Source organism: Bradyrhizobium sp. BR 10261 (assembly GCF_019455395.1).
Classification (GTDB): Bacteria; Pseudomonadota; Alphaproteobacteria; order Rhizobiales; family Xanthobacteraceae; genus Bradyrhizobium; species Bradyrhizobium manausense.
Genome location: NZ_JACOFQ010000016.1, coordinates 21,313 through 47,493, shown reverse-complemented (window position 1 = coordinate 47,493; position 26,181 = coordinate 21,313). Strand labels below are relative to the sequence as shown.

The 26,181-nt window shown below is 64.6% G+C and carries 22 protein-coding genes; 12 read left to right on the top strand and 10 right to left on the bottom strand.

Annotation, left to right across the window (positions count from 1 at the left end; genetic code table 11):
• Positions 1 to 3: 3 nt before the first annotated feature.
• The 8 genes from HYH07_RS19775 to ugpB all read right to left on the bottom strand — a co-directional run bounded on the left by HYH07_RS19775 (position 4) and on the right by ugpB (position 10,388).
• Entirely contained in the window at positions 4 to 1,398 is a 1,395-nt protein-coding gene (locus HYH07_RS19775; protein WP_220004063.1) for an AtzE family amidohydrolase, read from the bottom strand.
• A gap of 7 nt (positions 1,399 to 1,405) precedes the next feature.
• Positions 1,406 to 1,585: a DUF4089 domain-containing protein gene (locus tag HYH07_RS19770; RefSeq protein WP_220004062.1), complete on the bottom strand. Its 180-nt coding sequence runs from the start codon at positions 1,583 to 1,585 to the stop codon at positions 1,406 to 1,408.
• Between the two features lie 24 nt (positions 1,586 to 1,609).
• On the bottom strand, positions 1,610 to 3,379 hold the full coding sequence (locus HYH07_RS19765; protein ID WP_220004061.1) for an ABC transporter ATP-binding protein: 1,770 nt from the start codon (positions 3,377 to 3,379) through the stop codon (positions 1,610 to 1,612).
• A 274-nt stretch (positions 3,380 to 3,653) separates the two neighbouring features.
• Entirely contained in the window at positions 3,654 to 4,553 is a 900-nt protein-coding gene (locus tag HYH07_RS19760) for an ABC transporter permease (protein ID WP_220004060.1), read from the bottom strand.
• 202 nt (positions 4,554 to 4,755) lie between these two features.
• Positions 4,756 to 5,769, bottom strand: coding sequence for an ABC transporter permease (locus HYH07_RS19755; RefSeq protein WP_220004059.1), 1,014 nt, complete (start codon positions 5,767 to 5,769; stop codon positions 4,756 to 4,758).
• A gap of 235 nt (positions 5,770 to 6,004) precedes the next feature.
• Positions 6,005 to 7,627, bottom strand: a complete 1,623-nt coding sequence (locus HYH07_RS19750; RefSeq protein ID WP_220004058.1) for an ABC transporter substrate-binding protein — start codon at positions 7,625 to 7,627, stop codon at positions 6,005 to 6,007.
• A gap of 298 nt (positions 7,628 to 7,925) precedes the next feature.
• The gene (locus HYH07_RS19745) at positions 7,926 to 8,876 is read right to left on the bottom strand and encodes a phosphotransferase (RefSeq protein ID WP_220004057.1); all 951 of its coding nucleotides are present in this window, start codon (positions 8,874 to 8,876) and stop codon (positions 7,926 to 7,928) included.
• Positions 8,877 to 9,065: 189 nt separating this feature from the next.
• Positions 9,066 to 10,388 carry a sn-glycerol-3-phosphate ABC transporter substrate-binding protein UgpB gene (gene ugpB / locus HYH07_RS19740; RefSeq protein ID WP_409363903.1) on the bottom strand — a complete coding sequence of 441 codons (1,323 nt, stop codon included), beginning with the start codon at positions 10,386 to 10,388 and terminating at the stop codon, positions 9,066 to 9,068.
• A 200-nt stretch (positions 10,389 to 10,588) separates the two neighbouring features.
• Here ugpB and HYH07_RS19735 point away from each other — a divergent pair, with 200 nt between their 5' ends.
• The 10 genes from HYH07_RS19735 (at position 10,589) to HYH07_RS19690 (ending at position 21,956) form a co-directional block, all read left to right on the top strand.
• Entirely contained in the window at positions 10,589 to 11,584 is a 996-nt protein-coding gene (locus HYH07_RS19735) for a TRAP transporter substrate-binding protein (RefSeq protein ID WP_220004056.1), read from the top strand.
• A gap of 54 nt (positions 11,585 to 11,638) precedes the next feature.
• A complete protein-coding gene (locus HYH07_RS19730; protein WP_220004173.1) occupies positions 11,639 to 13,669 on the top strand; it encodes an ATP-binding protein in 2,031 nt (676 codons plus the stop codon).
• Entirely contained in the window at positions 13,639 to 15,384 is a 1,746-nt protein-coding gene (locus tag HYH07_RS19725) for a DUF3369 domain-containing protein (RefSeq protein WP_220004055.1), read from the top strand. The genes HYH07_RS19730 and HYH07_RS19725 overlap by 31 nt, the downstream gene beginning before the upstream one ends.
• A gap of 12 nt (positions 15,385 to 15,396) precedes the next feature.
• Positions 15,397 to 16,134, top strand: coding sequence for a response regulator (locus HYH07_RS19720; RefSeq protein ID WP_220004054.1), 738 nt, complete (start codon positions 15,397 to 15,399; stop codon positions 16,132 to 16,134).
• Positions 16,135 to 16,621: 487 nt separating this feature from the next.
• Entirely contained in the window at positions 16,622 to 17,233 is a 612-nt protein-coding gene (locus tag HYH07_RS19715; protein ID WP_128954513.1) for a sigma-70 family RNA polymerase sigma factor, read from the top strand.
• A gap of 307 nt (positions 17,234 to 17,540) precedes the next feature.
• Entirely contained in the window at positions 17,541 to 18,239 is a 699-nt protein-coding gene (locus HYH07_RS19710; protein WP_220004053.1) for a cytochrome c biogenesis CcdA family protein, read from the top strand.
• A gap of 28 nt (positions 18,240 to 18,267) precedes the next feature.
• Positions 18,268 to 18,834: a thioredoxin family protein gene (locus tag HYH07_RS19705; protein WP_220004172.1), complete on the top strand. Its 567-nt coding sequence runs from the start codon at positions 18,268 to 18,270 to the stop codon at positions 18,832 to 18,834.
• A gap of 135 nt (positions 18,835 to 18,969) precedes the next feature.
• Positions 18,970 to 19,944, top strand: coding sequence for a hypothetical protein (locus HYH07_RS19700; RefSeq protein ID WP_220004052.1), 975 nt, complete (start codon positions 18,970 to 18,972; stop codon positions 19,942 to 19,944).
• A 272-nt stretch (positions 19,945 to 20,216) separates the two neighbouring features.
• Positions 20,217 to 20,810, top strand: coding sequence for a L,D-transpeptidase (locus HYH07_RS19695; protein ID WP_057747129.1), 594 nt, complete (start codon positions 20,217 to 20,219; stop codon positions 20,808 to 20,810).
• A gap of 108 nt (positions 20,811 to 20,918) precedes the next feature.
• Positions 20,919 to 21,956 (top strand): amino acid ABC transporter substrate-binding protein, encoded by a 1,038-nt coding sequence (locus HYH07_RS19690; protein ID WP_220004171.1) that lies wholly within the window; start codon positions 20,919 to 20,921, stop codon positions 21,954 to 21,956.
• A 393-nt stretch (positions 21,957 to 22,349) separates the two neighbouring features.
• Here HYH07_RS19690 and HYH07_RS19685 read toward each other — a convergent pair whose 3' ends face one another.
• Positions 22,350 to 23,489 (bottom strand): acyl-CoA dehydrogenase family protein, encoded by a 1,140-nt coding sequence (locus HYH07_RS19685; RefSeq protein ID WP_220004051.1) that lies wholly within the window; start codon positions 23,487 to 23,489, stop codon positions 22,350 to 22,352.
• Positions 23,490 to 23,643: 154 nt separating this feature from the next.
• Positions 23,644 to 24,858, bottom strand: a complete 1,215-nt coding sequence (locus HYH07_RS19680) for an acyl-CoA dehydrogenase family protein (RefSeq protein WP_220004050.1) — start codon at positions 24,856 to 24,858, stop codon at positions 23,644 to 23,646.
• 134 nt (positions 24,859 to 24,992) lie between these two features.
• On the opposite strand from HYH07_RS19680, the gene HYH07_RS19675 reads away from it, so the two are divergent.
• Complete coding sequence (locus HYH07_RS19675) at positions 24,993 to 25,538, top strand: carboxymuconolactone decarboxylase family protein (RefSeq protein WP_220004049.1); 546 nt, start codon at positions 24,993 to 24,995, stop codon at positions 25,536 to 25,538.
• Between the two features lie 91 nt (positions 25,539 to 25,629).
• Positions 25,630 to 26,124, top strand: a complete 495-nt coding sequence (locus HYH07_RS19670; protein WP_220004048.1) for a VOC family protein — start codon at positions 25,630 to 25,632, stop codon at positions 26,122 to 26,124.
• Positions 26,125 to 26,181 lie beyond the last annotated feature (57 nt).

The following is a 26,181-nucleotide window of genomic DNA, read 5'->3' as shown; positions in this document are numbered from 1 at the left end:
CTCTTAAAGTCCCCTTGGGGCTGGCGCGGCGACCACGCCCATCTGTTCCAATGCATATGCGACGCGTAGCGCGACGTCCTCGCGCCAGGGCGCAGCGATGATCTGCACCCCGATCGGCAACGGCTCGAGCGGCACCGGGACCGCAACCACGGGCAGACCGATGAACGAGATCGGCTGGGTGTGGATGCCGATATTGGCGCGCACCGGCAGCTCGACACCATCGAGATTGAAGTTGACCTGGCCGAGCTTTGGCGCCGTGCAGGGCGTTGCCGGCGCCAGCAGCACATCGACGGACTTGAATAGCTCGGCGAGCTGCGCGCGATACCAGCGGCGGAATTTTTGCGCGCGGTCGACCAGCGCCGCCGGCACCATCGCGCCGGCGATCAACCGGTCACGCACGGCGGGATCGAAATCGTTCGGACGCCTGCGCAGGCGATCGAGATGCAGCGAGGCACCTTCTGTGGTGGTGATGACGTAAGCCGCCGCGCGGGCGCGCGAGGCTTCGGGCACGTCGATGACTTTCGTCGCGCCCAGTGCCTTGGCGAGGCGGCCGACGGCTTCGACCGCTTCCGGGAACACATTCTTCTGGAAATGGCCGCCGGCGATCGCGATGCGCAGATCCGAGACCGGATTGGCGAGCAGCGGCAGCGTCGGCTCCAATCCGCGCGTCGTGCAAGCGCCGTCATCTGCATCCGGGCCCTGCATTGCGTCGTAGGCGAGTGCCAGGTCGGTGACGGAGCGTGCGAACGGACCGAGATGATCCAGGCTCGCAACGAACGGGAACGAGCGCGCGCGGGACAGCCGGCCATAGGTCGGCTTCAACCCGAAGATGCCGCAGAATGACGACGGCACGCGGATCGAACCATTGGTGTCCGAGCCGAGCGCAAGCGGCACCAGCGCGCCGCCGACGGCGCTGCCCGAACCGCCGGAGGAGCCGCCGCTCATCCGCGTGGTGTCATGCGGATTGCGCGAGGGACCGTCGTGGACGTTCTCGCCCGTAAAATCGTAGGCGTATTCGCCCATGTTGAGCGCGCCGACGAGGACGGCGCCGGCGGCCTCCATCCGCTCGATCAGCGTCGCGTCGCGCTTGGCGGGTGCGAGGTCGCGGTTGATCTTCGAGCCGGCGCGGGTTGGAAGCCCGGCGACGTCGAACAGGTTCTTGACCGCGAACGGCACGCCGGCGAGCGGGCCGACGGACTTGCCCGCAGCGATGTCGGCATCGATGGCTTTCGCTTTCGTGCGCGCACGATTAGCGGTGACGTCGGTGAAGGCGTTGAGGACGGCGTCGTGCTGCTTGATGCGTGCGAGCGCGGCTTCAGTCGCATCGAGCGCCGACATCTTCCGGCTCGTAACCGCGCCTGCGATATCCGAGGCCGTCATCTCTGGCTTTGTGGGCATGGCAGCATCAAGCCGTGAAGATCGGCGCCGGCTCGGTCTCGTCCGGCAGCGTGAATTCGTCGACCAGCCGGCCAAGCCGCAGCGAGACCTCGAGATTGGCGCGGATCGCGGGCCGCCAGGCCTCCTCGACCGGCAGCGCCAGCGCTTTCGATACGGCGTCGATATAGTCGTCCAGCGGCTCGGCCATCACTCTCTCAAGCTCAGTGCACTCTTAATGGACCTGCAACGGCGGATGCGGGATCGCCGTCAGCAGCTCCTTGGTGTAGTCGTCCTGCGGATCGCTCAGGACCTTTTCGGAAGAGCCCTCCTCGACGATCCGCCCCGTCCGCATCACAATGACACGATCGCACAACAAGCGCACTACATTCAAATCATGCGAGACGAACAGATAACTCATACCTAGCCGCGCTTTCAGATCCTGGAGCAGGTTCAGGACGACCGCCTGCACCGAGACGTCGAGCGCCGCGGTCGGCTCGTCGAGGATCACCAGCTTCGGATGCAGCGCGATGGCGCGGGCGATGCCGACGCGGGCCTTCTGGCCACCGGAAAGCTGGTGCGGGAACCGGTCCAGCAGATTGTGCGGCAGGCCGACCATGGTGGCCAGCTCCTCGCAGCGGGCGCGGAGCGCGTCACGGCCCTTGATATCGCCCAATTGCATGATCGGATCGGCGATGGCGCGCGCGGCGGTAAAGCGCGGGTTGAGGCTATCGGTCGGATCCTGGAACACCATCTGGATGCGGCTGCGCTGCGGCAGCCGGGCAAAGGCTGCCGGCGCGATGGCGCCGATGTCCTCGCCGTCGAACTGGATCAGGCCGGAGGTCTGGTCGAGCAGGCGCATCACCATCATCGAGGTGGTCGATTTGCCGCAGCCGGATTCGCCGACGAGGCCGACGCTCTCGCCATGGCCGATTGAGAAGCTGATGCCATCGACGGCGCGGAACACGTCGAGCTCGACCGGCGGCTTGCGGCCGAACAGTTTTCCGAGCGTGGCGGTGGCGCCCTGGCGCGGATATTCTTTCACGAGCTTTTCGATGAGAAGGAGCGGCTTCGGAGTCTCGTCACCGCCGGGCTTGACCCGGGGGTCCATCGATTGAGATGAGTCTTGCGAAGCGTGATGGATGGCGGGGTCAAGCCCGGCCATGACAGTCGCGCCCTCTTCCTCCGGCAACAGATCGCGCAGTGACACGCCGAGCCGCGGCGTCGCGCGCATCAGCTTCTTGGTGTAGGGGTGCTGCGGGCTCGCGAAGATGTCGGCTGCGTTGGCGGTCTCGACCACGCGGCCCTTTTCCATCACCACGACGCGGTCGCAATAGGCGGCGGCGAGGCCGAGATCGTGGGTGATCAGGATGGTCGACATCGCCTTGCGTTTGGTCAGCTCGACGATCAGGTCCATCACCGCCTTTTGCGTGGTGACGTCGAGGCCCGTGGTCGGCTCGTCGGCGATCAGGAGCTGCGGATTGCAGGCGAGCGCGAGCGCGATGACGACGCGCTGGCACATGCCGCCGGACAGCTCGAACGGATAGGCATGATAGCGCTCGCGCGGGCGGGCGATCTTGACCTGCTCCAGCGCCTCGATCGCCTTCTCGCCGTGATCGGCAACCTGGGCCTGCTGCACATGGGTGCGCAGCACGTCCTCGATCTGGTCGCCGACTTTGCGGATCGGGTTCAGCGCCGCGCGCGGGTTCTGGAAAATCATCGAGACTTCGCGGCCGCGCAGGTCGCGCATCTGGTCTTCGCTCGCGGCCTTGACGTCGATGCCGGAGAACATCACCGAGCCCTCGGCGATCTTGCCGGCGCGGTCGAGGATGCGCATCACCGCATAGGACGTCACCGACTTGCCGGAGCCCGATTCCCCGACGATGGCGAGCGTCTCGCCCTTGGCGACGGAGATGTTGACATGCTGCACGGCCTTGACGATGCCGCGCCGGGTGGTGAATTCGACGGTGAGGTCCTGAACGTCGAGCAGCGGCTGAGCAGTCACGAATGCCTCCGGTCGCTCAGACGCGCGAAAACAACCCCATGCACAGTAGAACCGGCACCGGATTCATTGGAGAATTTTGAGTGTGAGGGAGGCATCCCTCTCTCGCTCCCTCCCCCCTTGTGGGGGAGGGTTGGGGAGGGGGGTAGCCCCAAGCGAGGTCGGAGTTTGTGGCTACCCCCCTCCCTTCCCCTCCCCCACAAGGGGAGAGGAAATGAGGGAGCAGTGCCCGCCTCACGTGTGAGCTTCCCCTGCCCGCATTTGACATCGACAGCCATCACGTCCTCCGCTGGGGGTCGACGATGTCGCGCAGGCCGTCGCCGAGGAGGTTGAAGCAGAACACGGCGATCATCAAAGCGAGGCCGGGGAACAGCGCGATCCACCATTCGCCCGACACCATGAAGCCCGCGCCCTCGGCGACCATGATGCCCCATTCCGCCGTCGGCGGGCGGACGCCGAGGCCGATGAAGGAGAGGCCCGCGGCATTCAGAATGGCGTAGCCCATGGTCAGCGACATCTGCACGATCATGATCGGCATGATGTTGGGCAGGATGTGCACCAGCAGGATGCGGAACTCGCCATTGCCGGACAGACGCGCGGCCTGCACGAACCCGGCATTGCGGCGGACATTGGCTTCGGCGCGCGCGACGCGGGCATAGAGCGGGAAGTTCACGATGGCCGTGGCGAGGATGATGTTCTGCACGGTGTTGCCGAGCGCGGCGACGATGCCCATCGCCAGCACGAACAGCGGAAAGGCCATGATGGTGTCGGCGACACGGCCGACGACGCGGTCGGTCCAGCCGCCGAAATAGCCGGCGGCGATGCCGGCGAGGCCGCCCATCAAAAACACCAGCACGACGGAGGCGACCGCGATGAAGGTATCGAGCCGCGTCGCCACCACGACGCGGCTGAAGATGTCGCGCCCGAGCTGGTCGGTGCCGAACCAGTGCGCGGCTGAAGGCGGTTTAAGCGCCGCGGCGGTGTCGGAAGCGAGCGGATCATACGGCACCACATAGGGGCCGAAGATCGCGGCGGCGAGGATCAGGATCAGCAGGGCGAAGGCGAAGCCCGTGACCTTGTTCTCGCTGAGCACGTAGCGGGTCTGTTCGAGGATGGCGGTAAGCCCGGAGGTACGGGCAGGACCGACGGGTTCAACAGCGGGCGCAACGGAGCTCATTGTTTCACTCCTGGTGCTTGGGTAGCGAGCTGGAAATTGGCTTCACCTCTCCCGCTTGCGGGAGAGGTCGCGCCGAAGGCGCGGGTGAGGGCTCTCTCCTCTTGGGGGTTCTCGACAGAGGAGAAACCCTCTCCCCAACCCTCCCCCGCAAGCGGGGGAGGGAGCGCACCGTTCGCGTGACTCGCATCGAATGCGATCATGGCTAGCCCTCCAGCCTGACGCGTGGATCGATCACGCCGTACAAGATGTCGATCACGAGATTGAGCAGCACGTACATCACCGCCATGGTGAGGACAAAACCCTGCACCGGCGCGAAGTCCGACGAGATCAGGGCTTCCACCGCATAGGAGCCGATGCCGGGCCAGGCGAAGACTTTTTCCACCAGCACGTTGGCGCCCAGCAGGAACGAGAACACCATGCTGAGCGTGGTGATGACGGGCAGCATGGCGTTGCGGAAGGCGTAGGTGACGATCACGGTCGTCGGCGACAGGCCGCTGGCGCGCGCGGTGCGGACGAACTCGGACGCCAGCACTGCCAGCATCGAGGCGCGCGTCATGCGCGCGATCGGCGCCAGCGAGAAGATCGCGAGCGTCGTCGCGGGCAGGACGAGTTGGCTCAGCGCCGAGCGGAATGCTTCGAAGTCGCGCGCGATCAGCGTGTCGATCAGATAGAAGCCTGTGACCGTGGGCGGCGCGCTGTAGAACACGTCGAGTCGGCCGAGCGGCGCGGGCGACCAGCCGAGCTGGAAGTAGAAGAGATAGACCAGCACCAGGCCGGTGAAGAACACGGGAAGCGAAACGCCTGCTGTCGTCGTGATGCGACAGAGATGGTCGATCCAGGAGCCTGGCCGCGTTGCCGCCAGCACGCCGAGCGGGATCGCGATGACGATGGAGACGATCAGGCCGAGCAATGTCAGCTCGGCCGAGGCCGGCAGTCGGTTGCGGATCTCGGTCGCGACCGGCTGGCCTGTCGTCAGCGAATTGCCGAAATCGCCATGGGCGAGATCGTTGGTGTAGCGGAAGAACTGCTCGATCAGCGGCCTGTCGAGACCGAGCTTCTTGCGGATCTGCTCGACGGCTTCCTTGGTGGCGGCGGGGCCGGCGAAATACGCGGCGGGATCACCGGGCAGCGCGCGCGTCAGCAGGAAAGTGACGATGACGACGCCGATGAGCGAGGGAATCGCAAACATCAGGCGCTTGCCGATCATGGTGAGCATGCGGTGCTCCTGCCCGTTTTGCGGACGGTGCTGGACCCGCGCGTTGCTGCGTTCCCTCCCCCCTTGTGGGGGAGGGCTAGGGAGGGGGGTGGCCCCAAGCGAGGTCGGAGTTCGTGGCTACCCCCCTCCCTGCCCCTCCCCCACAAGGGGGGAGGGAATGAGAGAGCGGTGCTCACCTCACTCCAGCGAGAAAGCTTGAAAGACGCGGACTTGTCGCTCGCGCCAACCATCGGCCTCACCCCTTCGCCAGCGCGCGATAATCCAATCTGCGGTGGAACCAGTACTGATAGCCCGAGATGTTCTTCTGCATCGCGACGTTGACGAAGGGCTGGTACAGCGGGATGCGCGGGACGTCGGTGAAGGCGAGATCGACAAAGCCCTTCACGTCGGTGTCGTAGGCCGCCTTGTCCCCGGTCGCAGCCGCGGTGCGCGCGCCGTCGATCAACTTGTCCATCTCCGCCGACTTGTAGCTCATGGTGTTGAAGACGGAATTGTTGCCGTGATAGCACCAGTAGAAGAAGTATTCGGGGTAATCGAGCCAGCCCGAGAACACGTTGGTGAAGAGCGGCATCTCCTTCTTGTTGAGCTCGGTGCGCCAGTTGGCGCCGGGCACCTTGTTGATGGTGGTCTTGATGCCGAGCTGGGCGAGGCTCTCCTGCACCAGCACGCAAAGCGGCTCGTTGACGCCGGCGAAGTTGAGGTCGAACGAGATCGTGGTCTCGAAACCGTTGGCATAGCCGGCTTCAGCCAGCAGCGCCTTCGCCTTCTCCATGTCGGTGTTGTACTTGTGCGGCTGCGGCCATGCGACCTCGGTGGCCTTGTCCGCGGGCGCGCCGAACATGGGATTGCCGAGGCCGAACAGCACGGCGTCCATGATCTTCTGATACGGCAGCGCATAGGCGATGGCCTGCCGCACCTTGACATTATCGAACGGCGGCTTGGTGACGTTCATTCCGATATACTGGATACCGTTGGAGAACGGCAGCGACACCACGTTGAGCTTGCCGTTCGCCTTCATCTCCTGGAAGTCCTTGAACGGCAGCTCGTAGGAGATATCGGCGTCGCCACGCTCCAGGAGCGCACGGCGGTTGCCGGCCTGCGGCACCATGCGCCAGATCACGCGCTTGATCTTCGGCAGCGGACCGCCGACCCAATCCTCGTTGCGTTCCATGATCACTTCGGTGCCGGCGGTCCATTTCGTCACCTTGTAGGCGCCGGAGCCCGCGGTCTGCTGCTTGGTGAACTCGAGCCCCCAGGGGTCCTTCTCGCTGGCGTTCTTCTTCACCAGCTCGGAGTTGACGATGCAGGGCACGATGACGGCGAGATCGGGAACGGTCAGCCTGTCCTTCTTCAGGAAGTCGACCCGCACGGTGTAGTCGTCGATCACGACGAACTGCTCCGGCTTGGTGAGCGAGCCCGCGCTCATCTGGAAGGTCGGGAAGCCGCCGACGCTGACGGCGCGGTCGAGCGACCATTTCACGTCTTTCGCCGTCACCGGCGTGCCGTCGTGAAATTTGGCGTTCTTCTTCAGCTTGAAGGTGACCGACATGTCGTCGATCTTGAACTCTTCGGCGAGCTCGCCCTTGAACTTGTCGCGGTCGTAATAGGGCACCCCGCCCGGACCGCTCTTCATCTCGTGGCTGATCAGGCGGTCGTAGCAATTCCACGACACTTCATAGCCCGGCACATTGGTGCCGACGCCGTGGATGTCGAGATTGTTGGGGCCGCCTTCCGAGACGATCAGCAGTGTCTCGGAGCGGGCATCGGCATAGGCAGAGGAGATGATGTGGGGGACGGCCGGAAGCGCCGCGCCAGCGGCCAATCCGGAAACGGATTTGAGGAAATCGCGGCGCTTCATGGCGAGTGCTCCAACTCAGGAGTTTCTGGTTGGAACCGGATTCGCAAGGTTCGTGCCAAGGGTTAGCGGATGTTAAATACAGAGTAATGAACTGAACTTACTGAGATATTTCAGAGCTCACGGCGGCGACCGCCGCGCCCGAGCTCCGAAAGGTGCATACAAAGAGGCGATTTTTGCTCAAAGAATGAGCTAAAGCGATCTGCGCAACAGAATTGTGCAACACACTCCGCGTCGTCCCGGCCTGGCGCGCAATTGCGCGCGGGGGGCGGGACGACGGTGGAGATTGAGGCGCACGCGCTCACCCCGCCCAGATCAAGTCCTGCAGCTCGACCAGATCGTCCACCTGCTCCTGCCAGCCCGCGATGCAGATGTGGCCGTTGAGGTCGCTGGCGTGGTGCAACAGCATCAAGGCCATCAGGCGGCGCTTGAGCGCAAAATCAGGCTTTGCGTAACCGAAGCCTTCGAGCAGGCTGCGCACCCTGCCCGGCCGGCCCGCCGCCATGAAGGCGCTGGGGCCAAGCAGATCGTAATCGCGAAAGCCTGCGCGCACATCGCCGAAATCGAACAGGCCGGCGAGCGACCATTGGTCGTCGTGGCAAGCGAGCAGGAAATTTTCCGGAATGTATTCGCCGATCAGGATCACCGGTGGCGCGTCCATCGGGATCAGCGTCGGCAGCTCGCGCAGGAGGTCGTCGAGGCCGGCAAGAAATTTCGGCGCAAGGCCGAGGCGCGTGTGCCTATCGCGGCAGCCCTGCATCTGTGCACGCATGAACGCATCCCAGCGCGGCTCGATTTGAGCAAGCGGGCCGAGCGGCGCGCGCTGCACGGCGGCGATGGCCTCGCCGACCTGGCGCAGCACCCGCTCCTTCTGCGCTTCCGGCAGCTGCGGCCAGATCTCCGAGCCGAGCGTGCCTGTGAGGCGCGTGATGATCAGATAGGGCCAGCCGTCGCGCATCCCCTCCGCGACGATCTCGGGGATCGGCAGATGAAGGCGGCCGGCAAGCTGCTTCAAGGAGCTGCGCTCGGAGGTGAATTGCGCGCGCAGCAGCGGCGGGAAGATTTTCAGGATCAGCCTGTCACCGAGGCCGACGACGAGATTGGTACCGGTCGTGAACACATGCGGCGAGCCGACGTCGACGCCCTGACTCCGCGCGATGTCGAGCGCGATCGGCAGCCATTGTTGGGGGCTGGAGCGAAAAATGCGGAAGGACTGCGCGTCGGTGAAGTGAGGCAATGAAGCGGTGGTCATCGCTGCAAACCGAGCAGACGGTGCACCTCTCCCGCTTGCGGGAGAGGTCGACGCGAAGCCTCGGGTGAGGGCTCTCTCCTCTTGCGGGTTCTCGGTTTCGGAGACACCCTCTCCCCAACCCTCCCCCGCGCGCGGGGGAGGGAGCGCACCTTGCTCGTAGCGACGGCGAGTCCAAATCTCACAGGGCTACTATTGCTCCGGGCTCGCACGCTCGAACTGGCGCAGCAGCTTGTTGCCGCGCTCGACGGCGGCATCGAGCGCGGCTTGCGCGCTCTTCTGGCCGGCAAAGGCATGCTCGAGCTCTTCCTCGATGGTGCCGCGGATCAGGTTGAAGGACCCGAGCCTGACGCCCTTGGAATTCTCCGTCGGCGGATGCAGCGTGATCTGCTCGAACGAGATCGCCGAGCCCGGATCACGCTCATAGAAGCCCTGCGCGCGCGTCAGCTCATAGGCGGCGCGGGTGATCGGCAGGTAGCCGGTGTTCTGGTGCCAGGCGGCCTGCACGCCGGGCTGCGACAGATAGGCGAAGAATCGCGCCACGCCCTTGTATTCCTGGCGCGGCCGGTCGCGCAACACCCACAGCGTGGCGCCGCCGATGATGGAATTCTGCGGCGCACCCGCAACATCGGGCCAGTATGGCATCATGCCGTAGCCGATCTCGAATTTCGAGAAGGCCTTGATGTCGGCGCGCGTCGCCGACGAGCCGATGAAGATGCCGCATTCGCCGTTCTGGAAACGCGGCTCGGCAGCCTGCGCGCGGCCGCTATAGTCGAACAGTTTTGTCTTCTGCCATTCGGCGAGCTGGGCGACGTGCTTGATCACGGCCGGATTGTTGATGGTCAATTCCGCATCAAGACCAGCAAAGCCGTTCGCGCGCGTGGCCACCGGCAGATTGTGCAACGCCGAAAAATTCTCGATGTGGATCCAGGACGGCCACGACGTGGTGAAGCCGCACACGGCGCCGCGGTCGCGCAGGCGCTTGGCCGCCTGACCAAGCTCGGGCCAGGTCTTTGGCGGCGCCTCCGGGTCGAGGCCGGCGTCGCGAAACATGGTCTTGTTGTAGTAGAGGATCGGCGTCGACGAGTTGAACGGGAAGGACAGCAGATTGCCTGACGCATCGGTGTAATAGCCGGAGACCGCCGGAAGGTAGTCGTTCAGCGAGAACGGCTCGCCCATGTCGCGCATCATGCTGTAGACCGGATAGATCGCGCCCTTGGCGGCGGTCATGGTCGCGGTGGCGACCTCGTTGACCTGGACGATCGCAGGCTGGCTGCGCGAGCGGAAGGCGAAGATCGCGGCCGTCACCGTCTCGGTGTAATTGCCCTTGTACGCAGGCACGACGCGGTAATCCGACTGCGAGGCGTTGAAGTCGGAGGTGAGCTTCTCGAGCTGCTTGCCGAGCTCGCCCGACATGGCGTGCCAAAACGCGATGTCGGTGGTGGCACGCGCCTCGCAGCTCAAGGCGAGGGCCAAGGCGGCGGCGACGACCTGCAAAAGGCGCAATGCTGAAATCACGATGGCTCTTCCCGTATGACGCGGCAAAAGTTGGCCGCACCCTGCTTAAGGCGCGCGAGAAGCGGTTTCAACCGGGAATGACGACGTACGGCGGCGCACAATCGGCCCCGGCGGCGGGATGGCCTTCCCTTTACCATCTGCTAGATTGCGTTGAACCTTTTGGTCCCGCCATAGACTCCATCACTGAGGGGTTGAGTGTGCCAGTGTTGAACCGTGCCGAACTCTCACGGGCCGGGGTGATTTTCGTCGCGCTGCTGCTCGCCATTGGCGCGACGAGCGCCGCTGCGCGTGAATTCCGCGCCGCCGACACCCAGACCGAGGATTATCCGACCGTCCAGGCGCTGCGCTACATGGGCGCGCTGATCTCTGAGCGCACCGGCGGCCGGCACGAGATCAAGGTGTTTCACTCCCGGCAGCTCGGCGAGGAGAAGGAGACGATCGCGCAGACCCGCGCCGGCGCGATCGACCTCAACCGGACCAATGTGGCCCTGATCGGCAATTTCGTCCCGGCGATGAACGTGCTCGCCATGCCGTTCCTGTTCCGGTCGATCGAGCACATGCAGAAGGTGCTGGACGGGCCGATCGGCAAGGAGATCCTCGGCAGCTTCGAGCCCTACGGCTTTGTCGGGCTCGCCTTCTACGATTCCGGGGCCCGCTCGATCTACAACAACGTCCGTCCGGTCAGGAGCCTTGCCGACCTCAAGGGACTGCGGATCCGGGTGCAGCAATCGGAGTTGATGAGCCAGATGATCCGCGCGCTCGGCGCCGAGCCGGTCGAGCTGCCCTACGGGCAGGTGCTCACGGGGCTCTCGACCCATCTGATCGACGGCGCCGAAAACAACTGGCCCTCCTTCGTGACCACAGACCATTACAAGCATGCCGCCTACTACACCCTCACCGAACACACGATGAGCCCGGAGGTGCTGGTGATCTCGCTCAAGGCCTGGCAGAGCCTGTCGGCCGAGGACCAGACCATCTTCAGGGAAGCCGCCGCCCGTTCGAGCCTGTACATGCGCGAGAAATGGCGCGACCTCGAGGAGCAGTCGCAGCGCAAGGCGGACGCCGCCGGCATCACCGTGATCAAGACCATCGACCGCAAGCCGTTCGAGGATGCGATGGCGCCGATCTACGCCAAGGCCGCGCAGGATCCCGCTGCTGCGGCGCTGATCGAACGCATTCGCAAGGTGGAGTGACGCCGTTTGATCGCGCCCGGCACCAGCGAGAGTGCAGAGCGGCCGCCCGGCCCGATCGGGCGGCTGCGCGCGCGCCTCGTCGGCGTGCTGCGGGCAGTGCCGATCCGCTGGCGCATCCTGTCGATCGCGGCGCTGAACTCCGCCGTGGTGATCGTGCTGGTGGCGATGATCTGGAACGGCGCGCAGGTGCTGAGCTCGGCCTGGGACGACGTGCGGCAGGTGCGGGAATCCGACCGCATCCTGGCCCTGCTCGAGAGCGAGACCGGGCGGCTGCAGAACCTGATCCACCGCTACATCAACCAGCCGAGCCCCGACCTGTTCGCCGAGATCCTGCTGCTGCGCGAGGCCGTGCTGGGCACGCTGACCGATCGCGCCGCCAAGGACCCGATGCTGTCAGGCTCGGTCGAGGAGCTGGAGCGCACCACCGACCGCTTCCTCAACGGCTTCGGCGAGCTGCGCAGCGTGCAGGCGACCATCGCCAGGACCTATGAGGAACAGGTGCAGGGCCCAGCCAAGGACATGGCGGGCCTCTACTCCATCATCGAGGGCGCCACCGGCCATCGCGACGCGCTGATCTGGCCCTCGCTCGGCAAGTCGCGCGAGGCCTTCACCGCGATGCTGGTCGCGGCCAATTCCTACTATCTGTCGCAGTCGGTCGCGGCCGCCGACGACGCGCGCCGCCACACCGAGACGATCGAGAAGACGATTCCCGTCATGATCGATCTCGCCGACAATGATTTGCAGAAGATGGCGCTGCAAAAGCTCGCAACCCGCACCATGGCGCTGCGCGAGGGCTTTGCAAAACTCTCGGAGCAATTGACGAACCGCAACGAGCTCTTGCGCAACACCATCGACGCCAGCCAGGCCGAGGCGATCGGCGCCATCGACAATCTCTCGACCAAGATGCGCCAGCGCGAGCAGAGGGCGCAGGAGACGTTCGACCGCACGCTGGCGGACATTTCACGTCGCGTGCTCTCCATTGCGGTGATCTTCCTCGGCATCATCCTTTCCGCCGGCGTGCTGATCGCGCTGTCGATCCGGCTGCCGCTGCAGCAGATCATGACCGCGATGCGCGCGATCACGCTCGGCGATCTCGGCCGCGAGGTGCAGGGCACCAAGGCCCGCGACGAGGTCGGCGCCATGGCGCGCGCGGTGGAGGTGTTCCGCGAGAACGCGATCGCCAAGCGCCAGACCGAGGACGAGCTGCGCGCGTCCAAGGAAAAGGCCGAAAGCGCGCTGCTCGAGCTCAACGCCGCGCAGCAGAATTTGATCGACGCCGAACGGCTCGCAGCCCTCGGCGGCCTCGTCGCCGGCGTCGCGCACGAGGTCAACAACCCGATCGGCATCAGCCTGACGGTGGCCTCCAGCTTTGCGAGGCGCACCGAGATTTTCGAGGCCCAGCTGAAGGGCGACGGCGGCCTGCGCCGCTCGCAGCTGGAGGAATTCGTGCAGTCCTCGCGCGATGCATCGCAGCAGCTGGTCGCCAACCTCGCCCGCGCCGGCGAGCTGATCCAGTCGTTCAAACAGGTCGCGGTCGACCGCTCCCATGCCGAGCGGCGGCAGTTCTCGCTGAGCGAAGCCACCGACCAGATCATCGCGAGCTTGCGGCCCGTGCTGAAGCGCTCGCCGATCACGCTGCAGGTCGACGTGCCCGAGGGGCTCTTGCTCGACGGCTATCCCGGCTCCTATGGCCAGATCCTGACCAACCTGTTCCTCAACGCCGCCAACCACGCCTTTGCCGACGGCCGCGCCGGCACCATCGCGATCTCGGCCCGGCCGCGCGGCACCGAGGATATCGAGATCATCTTCGCCGATGACGGGGCCGGCATGACCCCGGACGTGCAGCGCCAGGCCTTTGACCCATTCTTTACCACGAGGCGCAACGAAGGTGGCACGGGACTGGGCTTGCATATCGTCTATAACCTTGTCACCCAGCAGCTCGGCGGGCGGATGATGCTGGAATCCAAGCTGGGACAAGGCACTACTTTTCGGATTATCATGCCGCGCATCGCCAAGGGCGGGGCGCAAAGCCCAGAAAGTGACGGGACTTCTCAATGGCCGAACAGGACGATGTCCTCCACCTGATCGACGATACCGGTACCGCGTCGGAGGACACGGACGCCCGGAAATGGAAGATCGCCGTCATCGACGACGATCCGGCCGTGCATGACGGCACCCGTTTTGCGCTTTCGGATTACAGCCTGAACGGCCAGGGACTGGAGATCCTCTCCGCCCATTCCGCGGCGGAAGGCCGCAAGCTGATGGCCGCGCACAGCGACATCGCCGCGGTGCTGCTCGACGTCATCATGGAGACCGACGTCGCCGGCCTCGAGCTGGTCGAATACATCCGCAACGTGCTCAAGAACGAGACCGTGCGCATCATCCTGCGCACCGGACAGCCAGGCCAGGCGCCGGAGCGGCGCGTGATCGTGCAGTACGACATCAACGACTACAAGGCCAAGACCGAGCTCACCGCCGACAAGCTGTTCACCTCGCTGACCGCGGCGCTGCGCTCCTACCAGCAGCTCGAGCGCATGGTGCAGACCCGGCGCGGGCTCGAGATCATCATCGATGCGGCTTCGACCCTGTACGACTTCAAGTCGATGCAGCGGCTCGCCGAGGGCGTGCTGACCCAGCTCGCCTCGCTGCTCAATGTCGACTGCGCCGGCATATTGGTGCTGCGCGACAATGGCGGCGTCGATGCCGAGCTCTCGGTGCTCGCCGGCAGCGGCTGCTACAGCCGCTTCATCGGCACGACCTCGTCGAAGGCGCTCGACCCTGATCTGCGCCAGCTGGTCGAGGACGCGTTCCAGCGCCGCAAGAACGAATTCGCCGACCATCGCAGCGTGATCTATTTGCGCACCGGCTCGGGCCGCGAGGTCGTGGTGCTGCTGCAGTCCGAGCGCGACCTGTCCGAGACCGACCGCTCGCTGGTCGAGATCTTCTCGAGCCGGCTCTCGATCGCGTTCGACAACGTCATCCTCTATCAGCAGCTCCAGGACGCCAACACCCAGCTGGAGGACCGCGTCGCCCAGCGCACCCGCGCCTTGATGCAGGCCAACCGCCGGCTGTCGGCGCAATGGCTGCGGCTGCAGCGCGCCAACGGCTTCAAGAACGAGATTCTGGGCACCGTCGCGCACGATCTGAAGAACCCGCTCGGCGTCATCCTCGGCCGCACCGAGATGCTGAAGGAGCTGATCTCGACCGGTGCCTCGGCATCAGGCGTGGTCTCCCAGGTCGATCATATCAGAGACGCCACCAAGCGCCTGACCACGATGGTCGACCATCTGATCTCGGATGCGATGGCCGATGCCTTCGATATCACCATCCGCCGCGAGCCGGTCGACGTCGCCGCGCTGGTGAAGGAGGTCGCCGAGGCCAACCAGCCCCTCGCCGTCAACAAGCAGCAGTCGATCAGCGTCAGCGCGCCCACCAACATCGTCACCATGTGCGACACCGACCGCATCCGCGAGGCGATCGACAACCTCATCAGCAACGCCATCAAATACTCGCCGTTTGCGGGCAAGATCACCGTCGCGGTCAGCCATGAGGGCAACGACACCATCATCCGCGTCAGCGACGAGGGCGCCGGCCTGTCGCCGGAGGACCTCGGCCGCCTGTTCGGCCGGTTCCAGCGGCTCTCCGCAAAACCGACGGCAGGTGAGAGCTCGACGGGGCTTGGGTTGTCCATCGTCAAGCGTATTATCGACATGCATGGCGGCGAGGTGACCGCCGACAGCGACGGGCCGGGCAAGGGCTCGACCTTCACCATCACCCTGCCCGCGACCGAGATGCCGTGATTCGAGCGTGACATGACACAAAGCCCGCACATCATGATCGTCGACGACGAGGCCCCGGCCCGCGAGATGGTCGGCGATTACCTCAAGATGCACGGCTTCGCCGTGACCCTGTGCGACGGCGGCAAGAGCTTGCGCGCCGCGATCGACGGCAGCATGCCCGACCTCGTCGTGCTCGACCTCAACATGCCCGAGGAGGACGGCCTCTCGATCATCCGCGACCTCAAGAGCCGCAGCAACGTGCCCGTCATCATGCTCACGGCGACCGCGAGCCCGATCGACCGCGTCGTCGGCCTCGAGCTCGGCGCCGATGATTACGTGGCAAAGCCCTGCGAGCTGCGCGAGCTGATGGCGCGGATCCGCTCGGTGCTGCGGCGGAGCACGCCGGCGAAATCAGCCGGCAGCGATGCGGCGCCGGCGAAATCCGACAAGGATCAGCTGGTACGCTTTGGGACAAAATGGCTCGACCTCGAAGCCCAGGCACTGCGCGACGACGAGGGCAATGAGCACCCGCTGACCGCGTCCGAGTTCGGGCTTTTGAAAGTGTTCGCGGCCAATCCGAAACGCGTGCTGTCGCGCGAGCGGCTGCTGGAGCTTGCCAACGCGCGCGATGCCGAAGCCTTCGACCGCGCCGTGGACCTGCGCATCATGCGCATCCGCCGCAAGATCGAGCCCGACCCGACCAAGCCCGCCGTGATTCGCACCATCCGCGGCGGCGGCTATTTGTTCTCGCCGCAGGGCGAGAAGGCGTAGGGGATCCGATCGATCGGCGGCCCAGCTCGGGCGGCCACCCGGGCTGGGCCATTCCTCACGGAACGTGGCCATCCTAACCCGGCGCGCTAATACAAGGGTGGGCAAAGGCGCAACGCGCCGTGCCCGCCATCTCTCACGAATCTCGGAAAGAACCTGGGCACGGCGCGAAGGGCGCCTTTGCCCACCCTGCGGCACTGTGTTTGGAGCCGGACCTGCGTCGTGACGACGGCACTGGGTGCGGCGCGACGTAACGCAAGCCCTGGAAATTCGTTCCTCCCAGTCCAATTCCGCAGGACCGTATTTTCCAAGCCTTGAAATTCCACGCTTTTTTGGTCCTGATGTTTCGTCGCGATTTGAACGACGAAACAATTTAGCGGCGCACGAAACCATTTTCCCCTTTTCGTGCAGACGTCCCGAAACGATGGCTGATTAACACTTTGGCTCAAGGAAACGCCGCTCGGTTGCGGCGCACCGGGGAGCAAAGTCAATGCCGAACGTTATCGCCATCAACGCCCAAGCCAGCCAGAGCATCATCGCTGCCCAGGCGACCTCGGACGACATGCTTCTCGAAAGCATTGCCGACGGCAACCGGACGTCCATGCACATCCTCTATTGCCGGCACAACGTGCGGGTGTACCGCTTCATCCTGCGCATCGTGCGTGACGCGACCACGGCCGAAGATCTGGTCAGCCAGGTGTTCCTGGACGTGTGGCGGACCGCCGGCCAATTCCAGGGCCGCTCGCAGGTCTCGACCTGGCTGCTTTCGATCGCCCGCTTCAAGGCGCTGACCGCGATGCGCCAGCGCCGCTTCGAGGACATCGACCAGGAGGACGTGCGCCAGATCCCCGACGATTGCGACACGCCCGAGACCTCGCTCGACCGCAGCGACACCAGCGCGATCCTGCGCGCCTGCGTCCAGAAGCTGTCGCCGGCGCATCGCGAGATCATCAACCTCGTCTACTACCATGAGAAGTCGGTGGAGGAGGTCGGACAGATCATCGGCATCCCGCAGAGCACGGTAAAGACGCGGATGTTCTACGCCCGCAAGCAACTGGCCGATTTGCTTAAGACTTGCGGCGTCGACCGTTTCGCGGCCTAAGCCAAGCGATTTCAATGGGATAGGGGCGGATTTCCGGCCCCGTCCCGGGGCACGAAAGCGTTACCGCCGACGAAACAAATGAAACAAAGCAGAACATCAGGCGGAAAAACTTCGTCCCTATAAAGCTCGCATACGGTTTCGTTAAACCCTCCCAAGACCTAAAACGACCCGGACGGGATGCCCCCCTCCGGGTCGTTTTATATTTGGGCGGGTGGGTAGCGGCCAAGCCGTCACGACCGCGTGACAGCGCGTAACGACCGGCTCCTCCGTCCCGAACTGCCCTCGTGACCTCCATCACGAGTGCCCCATGCTTGAGCTTCTGTTCGCTGTCCTCGCCGGCATCCTCACCATCGCCGCTCCCTGCACGCTGCCGATGCTGCCGATCCTGCTTGGCGCCTCGATCGGGCATTCCTCGCGGGCGCGGCCTGCGATGATCGCGCTTGGCTTCGTCGTCTCGTTCTCCGCGGTCGCGCTATTGCTCGGTGCGCTGACAAGACTGTTCGATTTCGATCCGAATGTGCTGCGCGAGGCGGCTTCTATCCTGCTGCTCGGCTTTGGCCTCTTGATGCTGTGGCCGGCGCCGTTCGAATGGCTGTCGATCCGGCTCAATGGCTGGCTCAATCTCGGCGCCGCCGGCGGTGCCCCGCGCGAGGGTGCGCTTGGCGGGCTCCTGCTCGGCACCACGCTCGGCCTGGTCTGGACGCCCTGCGCCGGCCCGGTGCTCGGCTCGATCCTGACCTTGGTTGCGACCTCCAGGAATCTGGCCTGGGCCGGGACGCTGCTGGTTGCCTATGCGATCGGCGCGGCGACCCCGATGCTGGCGATCGCCTATGGCGGACAGGCCGCGACCACGCGCGTGCGCAGCCTGTCGCGCATCTCGCCGCGGCTGCAGCAGGGGTTTGGCGTGATCGTGATCGCCTTCGCGCTCGCCGCCTACTTCCAATACGACACGCTGATCGTGGCCTGGCTCACCGGCTTCTATCCCACCGGCCAGATCGGCCTGTGATCCCTCACCTCAAACGGAGAACATGACCATGACTTTCAAGCTGCTCGCCGTCTCCGCCGCCCTGATCGGCCTCACTGTGACCGGCGCCGTCATCCCCGGCATTTGCGACGAGGCCATGCAAGCAGCGCCGGTCAAGGTCGCGGCCGCAAGCCAGGCGGTGAGCGCGCCTGATTTCACCGGCATCAGCAACTGGTTCAACTCCAAGCCGCTTCATGTCGCCGATCTCCGCGGCAAGGTCGTGCTGGTCGACTTCTGGACCTATGGCTGCGTCAACTGCGTCAACACGCTGCCGCACGTCACCGAGCTCTATGCCAAGTACAAGGACCAGGGTCTCGTCGTGGTCGGCGTGCATACGCCGGAATTCCCGTTCGAGCGCTCGGCCTCCAACCTGCAGGCGGCGCTGAAGCGTCACGGCATCACCTATCCGGTGGCGCAGGACAATGACTCCAAGACCTGGAACGCCTACAGCAACCAATATTGGCCGGCACAATACATCATCGACCAGAGCGGCAAGATCGTGTTCCAGCATGAAGGCGAAGGCCGCTACGACGAGATCGACCGCACCGTGGCAAAGCTGCTGAACGCCAGCAGCTAGGCCGATCTGCGGCGGCTGAAGCGCGATGAAGATCATCGCGCTTCAGGTTGTTGTTCCGGATCATGCTGTTGCGTTGCTGCTTGACTCCACGGACCGGTCCGTGGAGTTTCGCGCGCGACGCAATCAGCCGCCGCAATGAACGACGCGACCACCAGCAACGACATCCGCCTTCGCGAAGGCTCCTCGATCGCGCAGCGGCTGGTCGTCGCCGGCTCAGCGGCGGCTGTTGCGCTGTGCTTCACGCCGGGGCTGTTCACCCATGATGCCTTTGAGGTGATCATCTCCGTGGTCGCGCTGCTGGCGGGCACCGCGTTTGTCGGTGTCGTCATGCTGACGCCGGCGGTGGTGTGGATCATCACCCCTGACGAGATCCTGATCGGACGGCAGCGTCCGTTCGGGAAGCTCCAGACCAGGGTCGTCGCGAAAGACGAGATCACCGGGCTTCAGGTTCCCGGCAGCAAGACCGCCAAGGCCCGATTTCAACTGGCCTTCACGCTGGCCTCGGGCGAGCGCCTGACCTCCCCGCCGCTGTCCGACGTCACGCATGTTCATGACACCGTGGCGCGGATTGCGGCGCAGTTCGGCGTCCCCGATGTCAAGGCGCCCCTCAACCCGCTCGATGCCAGCAATCCCGAGATGCGGCTTGGCGAACCCGTCGAGCCGTTTTCCCAAAGAGACATCCGAATCGCGGCCGTGATCGCCGTCGCGGTGAGTGCCGCGCCCTACGCCTACAAGCTCTGGCGGGGTTTGCCGCCCAACTGGATCGACTTCATGCTGCTGCCGCTTGGCGTGGTCGCGGCGTTCGCAGTCACCAGATTTGCCAATCTCGTCACGGGCGCCTTCTGGATTGTCCGCGAGGGCGACATCCGCGTCGAACGCCTCTGGGGCAACGGCGAGCCGCGCGCGGACCATATCGCGGGGCACGACGTCAAGACCATCACGGTCGAACGCCGCGGCCGGTCCGAGGATGAGCACTGCATCGTGGTGATCCGCCTGCACTCCGGGCGACGCTTTCGCAGTCCCCGCATCGGCTCGCGCAACGAGGCGCGGGCCGTCGGCGCCGAGATCGTGCGGCGGCTCGGGATCGGGGCGGGGGCGAATCGGATTTAGTGATCGATGAGATGAGACTCCACTAGCGTCCCCGACGTTCCCTCCCCCACAAGGGGGGAGGGAACGGAGAGGGCGAGGCACGTCATCCGCGGGGGTGAGGTCACGTACTGCTTTTCGCGCCAACCCACCCTGTTCATGGTGTTGATCTACGTCAAAAAACCAAAGCATTCTCGTGACATACGAAATGGGCGCGCCTTGAACTTGCCACGAAGCTGCCCCTGAGTTCAGATGCAACCTGACGATTTGCGCTGTGGCAGCGGGGAGAGCTTGAAATGACGGATTTTCGTCGCCTGACCGGGACATTGCTGGCTGCGATGGGCCTGATCCTGTCCGCGCCGCAGGCTTTCGCCCAGCAGCCTGATCGCGGCGACGAGCCGGGCCTGATCGCCGACGACAGCTACGAGCTGGATCCGGAATGGCAGAAGCAGGTTGTGTACTACCGCACCACCGAAGCGCCGGGCACCATCATCATCTCGACCGCCGAGCGGCACCTTTATCTGATCCAGCCGGGCGGGCGCGCGATCCGCTACGGCATCGGCGTTGGCCGCGACGGCTTCCAGTGGCAGGGCCTGGTGCAGATCACGAACAAGAAGGAATGGCCGGACTGGACGCCGCCGCCGGAGATGATCCAGCGCCAGCCTTATCTGCCGCGCTTCATGGCCGGCGGCCCCGGCAACCCTTTAGGGGCCCGCGCCATGTATCTGGGCACCACGGTCTACCGCATCCACGGCACCAACCGGCCTGACACGATCGGCACCAAGGTCTCCTCGGGCTGCTTCCGCCTGGTCAACAACGACGTCGCCGATCTCTATGATCGCGTTCCTGTCGGGACCAAGGTGGTCATCCGGCAGAAGCCCGAACTCTAGGCCCGTCCTTCGAGCATGATCCCTTGGAATTTCCCTGGAATTTCCTTGGGATCATGCTTCCCGCCTCTTCCAAATTTCCTTGTCCCGATTTTTCGAGAGAGCAACATGATGCGCACATTTCGAGGCGGCCTGCTGATCGGTCTCGCGGTCGCCGTGCTGGTCGCCGCCTTGGCCATCACCTACGAATTCTACGACACCCGCACCCTGAAGCGCACCGTGCGCCGCGGCGAGGTGCTGTGCGGCGTCAACAAGGGCCTGCCGGGCTTCTCGATCCCCGACGACAAGGGCAACTGGACCGGCTTTGACGTCGATTTCTGCCGCGCGGTGGCGTCGGCGATCTTCGACGATCCGAGCAAGGCGAAGTTCATCCCGCTCGATGCCAGCGAGCGCTTCAAGGAATTGCAGAGCCGCAAGGTCGACATCCTCTCGCGCAACTCGACCTGGAGCATGTCGCGCGAGCTCGAATATGATCTGTATTTCCCGGCCGTCGCCTATTACGACGGCGAAGGCTTCATGGTGCCGCGCTCGCGCAACAAGGAGACCTCGCTCGACCTCGCCGACAGCAAGGTCTGCGTGCAATCCGGCACCACCACGCTGCTCAACCTCGCCGACTACTTCAAGGCCAACAACATGAAGTATGAGCTGGTGAAGTTCGACAAGCTGGAAGACGTGGTGAAGGCCTACGATACCGGCAAGTGCGACACGCTCACCGCCGATGTCTCCCAGCTCTATGCGCTCAGGCTGAACCTGTCCAAGCCCGGCGATCACATGATCCTGCCCGACATGATCTCCAAGGAGCCGCTCGCCCCCGTCGTGCGCCAGCGCGACGACGACTGGATGATGATCGTGAAGTGGACGCTCTACGCGATGATCAACGCCGAGGAGCTCGGCGTCACCTCGCAGAACATCGACGAAGCGCTGAAATCGAAGAAGCCTGAGGTGATGCGCCTCGTCGGCACCGAAGGCAATTACGGCGAGCAGCTTGGCCTGACCAAGGACTGGGCCGTGCGCATCATCCGCCATGTCGGCAATTACGGCGAAATGTACGAGCGCAACATCGGCGAGAAGTCGCAGCTGAAGATCCCGCGCGGCATGAACCAGCTGTGGAATGTCGGCGGCGTGCAATATGCGCCGCCGATGCGGTGAGGGCTCTCTGGCGACACCTCGTAGGGTGGGTTAGCCCTGCAATTGCGCGAGGCGCAGTTGCAGGGCGTAACCCACAATGCTTCCGCGTTCGCCGAACGAAGTTGGTGGGTTACGCGCTGCAGATGCGCTTTGCGCTTCTGCAGCGCTAACCCACCCTACGAGAGCTGAAGCGACGAAGCATCCAGACTGTCTCCACGGAACGATTCTGGGTTGATTCGCTGCGCTCGCAATGACGAGCTTGGGGCAAGCGCTCTCCACACTCTCAACTGTCATCGCCCGGCTCGACCGGGCGATCCAGTACTCCGAGACGTGAGTTGTATGCGGATAGGCCGCGGCGTACTGGATCGCCCGCCTTCGCGGGCGATGACACCGAGTATGGCGTGACGGCCCGCCTCAATACCCCCGCGCGCGCGCCAACTGCTCGGTGTGGTAGTTTGAATCGCCGAACAATTCCTCGCACACACGTGCGCGCTTCATGAAGAAGCCGATGTCGAACTGGTCGGTCATGCCCATGCCGCCATGCATCTGCACGCCCTCCTGCACCGCGCGAGTGGCGGTGGTGCCAGCGCGGGCCTTGGCGACCGCAACGCTTGATGCAGCCTTCGCCACATCGGCATCCAAGGCCTGCAGCGCCTTCATGGTGGCGGCGCGGGTGATCTCGATGTCGACATAAAGCTCGGCGGCGCGGTGCTGCAGTGCCTGGAATTCGCCGATCAGCTTGCCGAACTGTTTTCGGCTCTTGAGATACTCGACGGTGCGGCCAAAGACCTCGTCGCTGAGGCCCACCATTTCGGCGGCGACCGCGCCGCGGCCGATATCGAGCACACCGTCGAGCAGGCCGGCCGCCTGGTCGACCTCGCCGAGCACGCTGTCGGCGTTGACGTCGACATTGGCGAGCTCGATCCGCGCCGCATTGTGTGCGTCGACCATGATGGTGCGCTCGATCGACACGCCCTTGGCCTTGGGATTGACCAGGAACAGCGTCAGGCCGTCGCGCTCACCGGCCGAGCCCGCAGTGCGCGCGGCGACGATGAAGAGATCGGCGACGTGGCCGTCGACCACCAGCGCCTTGGCGCCGGACAATTTAAAGCCGTTGCCGGCGCGCACGGCCTGCAAGGCGGTGTGGAGCGGGCGGTGCTTTGCGCCTTCGTCGATGGCGAGCGTCGCCAGCAGCGAGCCGTTGGAAATCCTCGGCAAGAACTCCGCCTTCTGCGCGGCATTGCCGCCGCGGTTCAACGCAGATGCTGCGACCACGGACGTGGCGAGGAAAGGCGACGGCATCAAGGTGCGGCCGATTTCCTCCATGACCACGCCGGCCTCCATGAAGCCGAGGCCGCTGCCGCCGAACTCTTCCGGCACTAGCAGGCCGGCAAAGCCCATCTCGGCGAAGGACTGCCAGAGCTCCTTGGAGAAGCCGGTGGGATCCTTGCTGTCGCGCAGGTGCCGCAGATGCGACACCGGCGCCTTGTCGCTGATCAGCCCGCGCGCGGAGTCGCGGAGCATTGATTGTTCTTCGGTGAGGACGAGGGCCATGGGTGTGTTTCCGATTCGAGATCTGTTTTGGTTCGGCAGTCCGGGATGACCCGAAGGGCCAGGCCCGGAATCCATCACGCGGCATTTCCGCGGTGAGATGGATTCCGGGCTCGCGCTACGCGCGCCCCGGAATGACGCATGGTGAGTGCGCGGCTCACGCCCCCGGCAGATCCAGGATGCGCTTGGCGACGATGCCGAGCATGACCTCGCTCGTGCCGCCCTCGATCGAGTTGGCCTTGGTGCGCAGCCAGGCGCGTGGGCGGGCGCCATGCTTGGAGCGTTCGCTCTCCCATTCCAGCGCGTCGATGCCGCCGGCCGACATCAGGATCTCGTAGCGGCGCTTGTTGAGCTCGGTGCCGTAATATTTCATCGCCGACGAGAACGCCGGATGCGCCTGGCCGGCCTTGGCGAGATCGACCGCGCGCTCGGCGCAGGCGGCGAGCGCGGCTTCGTCGACGTCGAAGCTCGCGATCTGGCCGCGCAGCATCGCATCGTCGAGCCGCCCCAGCGCATCGGTGCCGACGGAATCGGCCGCGATCTGGCCGAGCGGACGGCCGACGCCGCGCTCGCCCATCCCCGAGATCATCGCGCGCTCGTGCTGCAGCAGATATTTGGCGACGTCCCAGCCGCGGTTGATCTGGCCCACCACATGCGATTTCGGCACGCGGACATTGTCGAAAAAGGTCTCGCAGAACGGCGAATAGCCCGAGATCAGCAGGATCGGCTTGGTCGAGACGCCCTTCGAGGTCATGTCGAACAGGATGAAGCTGATGCCGTCGTGCTTCTTCGCCGCGGGATCGGTGCGCACGAGGCAGAAGATCCAGTCCGCGTAGTTCGCGTAGGACGTCCAGATCTTCTGGCCGTTGATGATGAAGTCGTCGCCATCGCTCTCGGCGCGGGTCTGCAGCGAGGCAAGGTCGGAGCCGGCGTTCGGCTCGGAATAGCCCTGGCACCAGCGGATCAGGCCCGCGGCGATCTTCGGCAGATGCTCTTTCTTCTGCGCCTCGTTACCGTATTTCAGCAACGCCGGTCCGAGCATCCAGATGCCGAAGCTCGACAGCGGCGGGCGCGCGCCGATCCGGGCCATCTCGGAGCGCAGCACCTTGTGCTCGCCAGCACTCAAGCCCCCACCGCCATATTCCCTGGGCCAATCCGGCACGGTCCAGCCCTTGTCGCGCATGCGCTCGAACCAGACGCGCTGCGGCTCGGAGGAGAATTTTGCGTTGCGCCCGCCCCAGAACACGTCGGCGTCCGAGGTTGCAGGCTTGCGCATTTCCGGCGGGCAATTGGCCTCGAGCCAGGCACGCGTCTCGCTGCGGAATTTTTCGAGATCGGCGCTCTCAATTTCGCTGGTTTTGGAGTCAGTCATTGGTCGTTTCCATCAATGCAAACCTTGTTGAGCGCGACTCTGGGCCAAGCCCTCGCGGAATTCAACCACTTCCGCAGGGCGTTGTCGGCTATAGTCGTGGCGCGATGGTGCTTGAAAACAAAGAGGAAACGAGAATGCGCCTAAAGCTTCTTTCGCCTGGCGAAATGAACGAGAGCCAGCGCCAGACTTATGACGAGTCGATTGCCGGCAAACGCGGCAAGCCGCCGGCGCCGATGATGGCCTGGCTGAACAGCCCGGACATGGCCCGTCACGCCACGCGGCTCGGCGAGGTGCTGCGCTACGACACCATCTTCCCGGCAAGACTTTCGGAGATCGCGATCCTGGTGACGGCGCGGCACTGGACCGCGCATTACGAATGGTATGCGCATAAGCGCCTTGCGCTTGCTGGCGGCATGAAGGTGGACATCATCGACGCGATCCGCGATCGCCGCACGCCCGAGTTCGACGACCCCAAGGGAAAGATGATCTACGATCTCGCGAAGTCGCTGCATGAGGGGCACGGTGTCGAGAAGGGGCTCTATGACGAGGCCGTTAAGCTGCTCAGCGAACGCGGTGTCGTCGAGGTGATCGGGCTGTGCGGCTATTACACGATGGTGTCGATGACGCTGAACACGTTTGAGTTCGAGCTGCCGGAGGGCGAGGTGCCGGAGCTGACTTAAGCCTCGCATTTGGAAACGCTGGGTTTCGGGATCAGCCAGTGGCGCTGTGCCGAACCCCGGCTTAAGTGAGGTTTAGACACGGAGCAGCCACATGTCGCAAACACCACCCGTCCCCGCCGGCACGCGCATCGGCCACGTCCATCTCAAGGTTGCCGATCTCGATCGTGCGCTCGGTTTCTATTGCGGCGTGCTCGGCTTCGAGCTGATGCAGCGCATGGGCTCGGGTGCCGCCTTCATCTCGGCCGGCGGCTATCATCACCATATCGGGCTCAACACCTGGGAAAGCAAGGGCGGCTCGCCGCCGCCACCGGGCACCACCGGGCTGTTTCACACCGCGATCCTCTATCCGACGCGCCCGGCGCTGGCCGATGCGCTGCATCGGGTGCTGACAGCAGGCATTGCGCTGGATGGCGCCAGCGACCATGGCGTGAGCGAGGCGCTGTATTTGCGCGATCCTGACCAGAACGGCGTCGAGCTGTATTGGGACAAGCCGCGCGAGCAGTGGCCGTTGGGGCCGGATGGCAAGCTCGCGATGTTTACCAAGCGGCTGGATGTGGAGGCGTTGTTGAGGCAGCGCGAGGCGTAGTCTTGGGTGGACTAGCCGAAGGCGTAATCCACCAACTTTCTTCCGCATTTGCTGAAG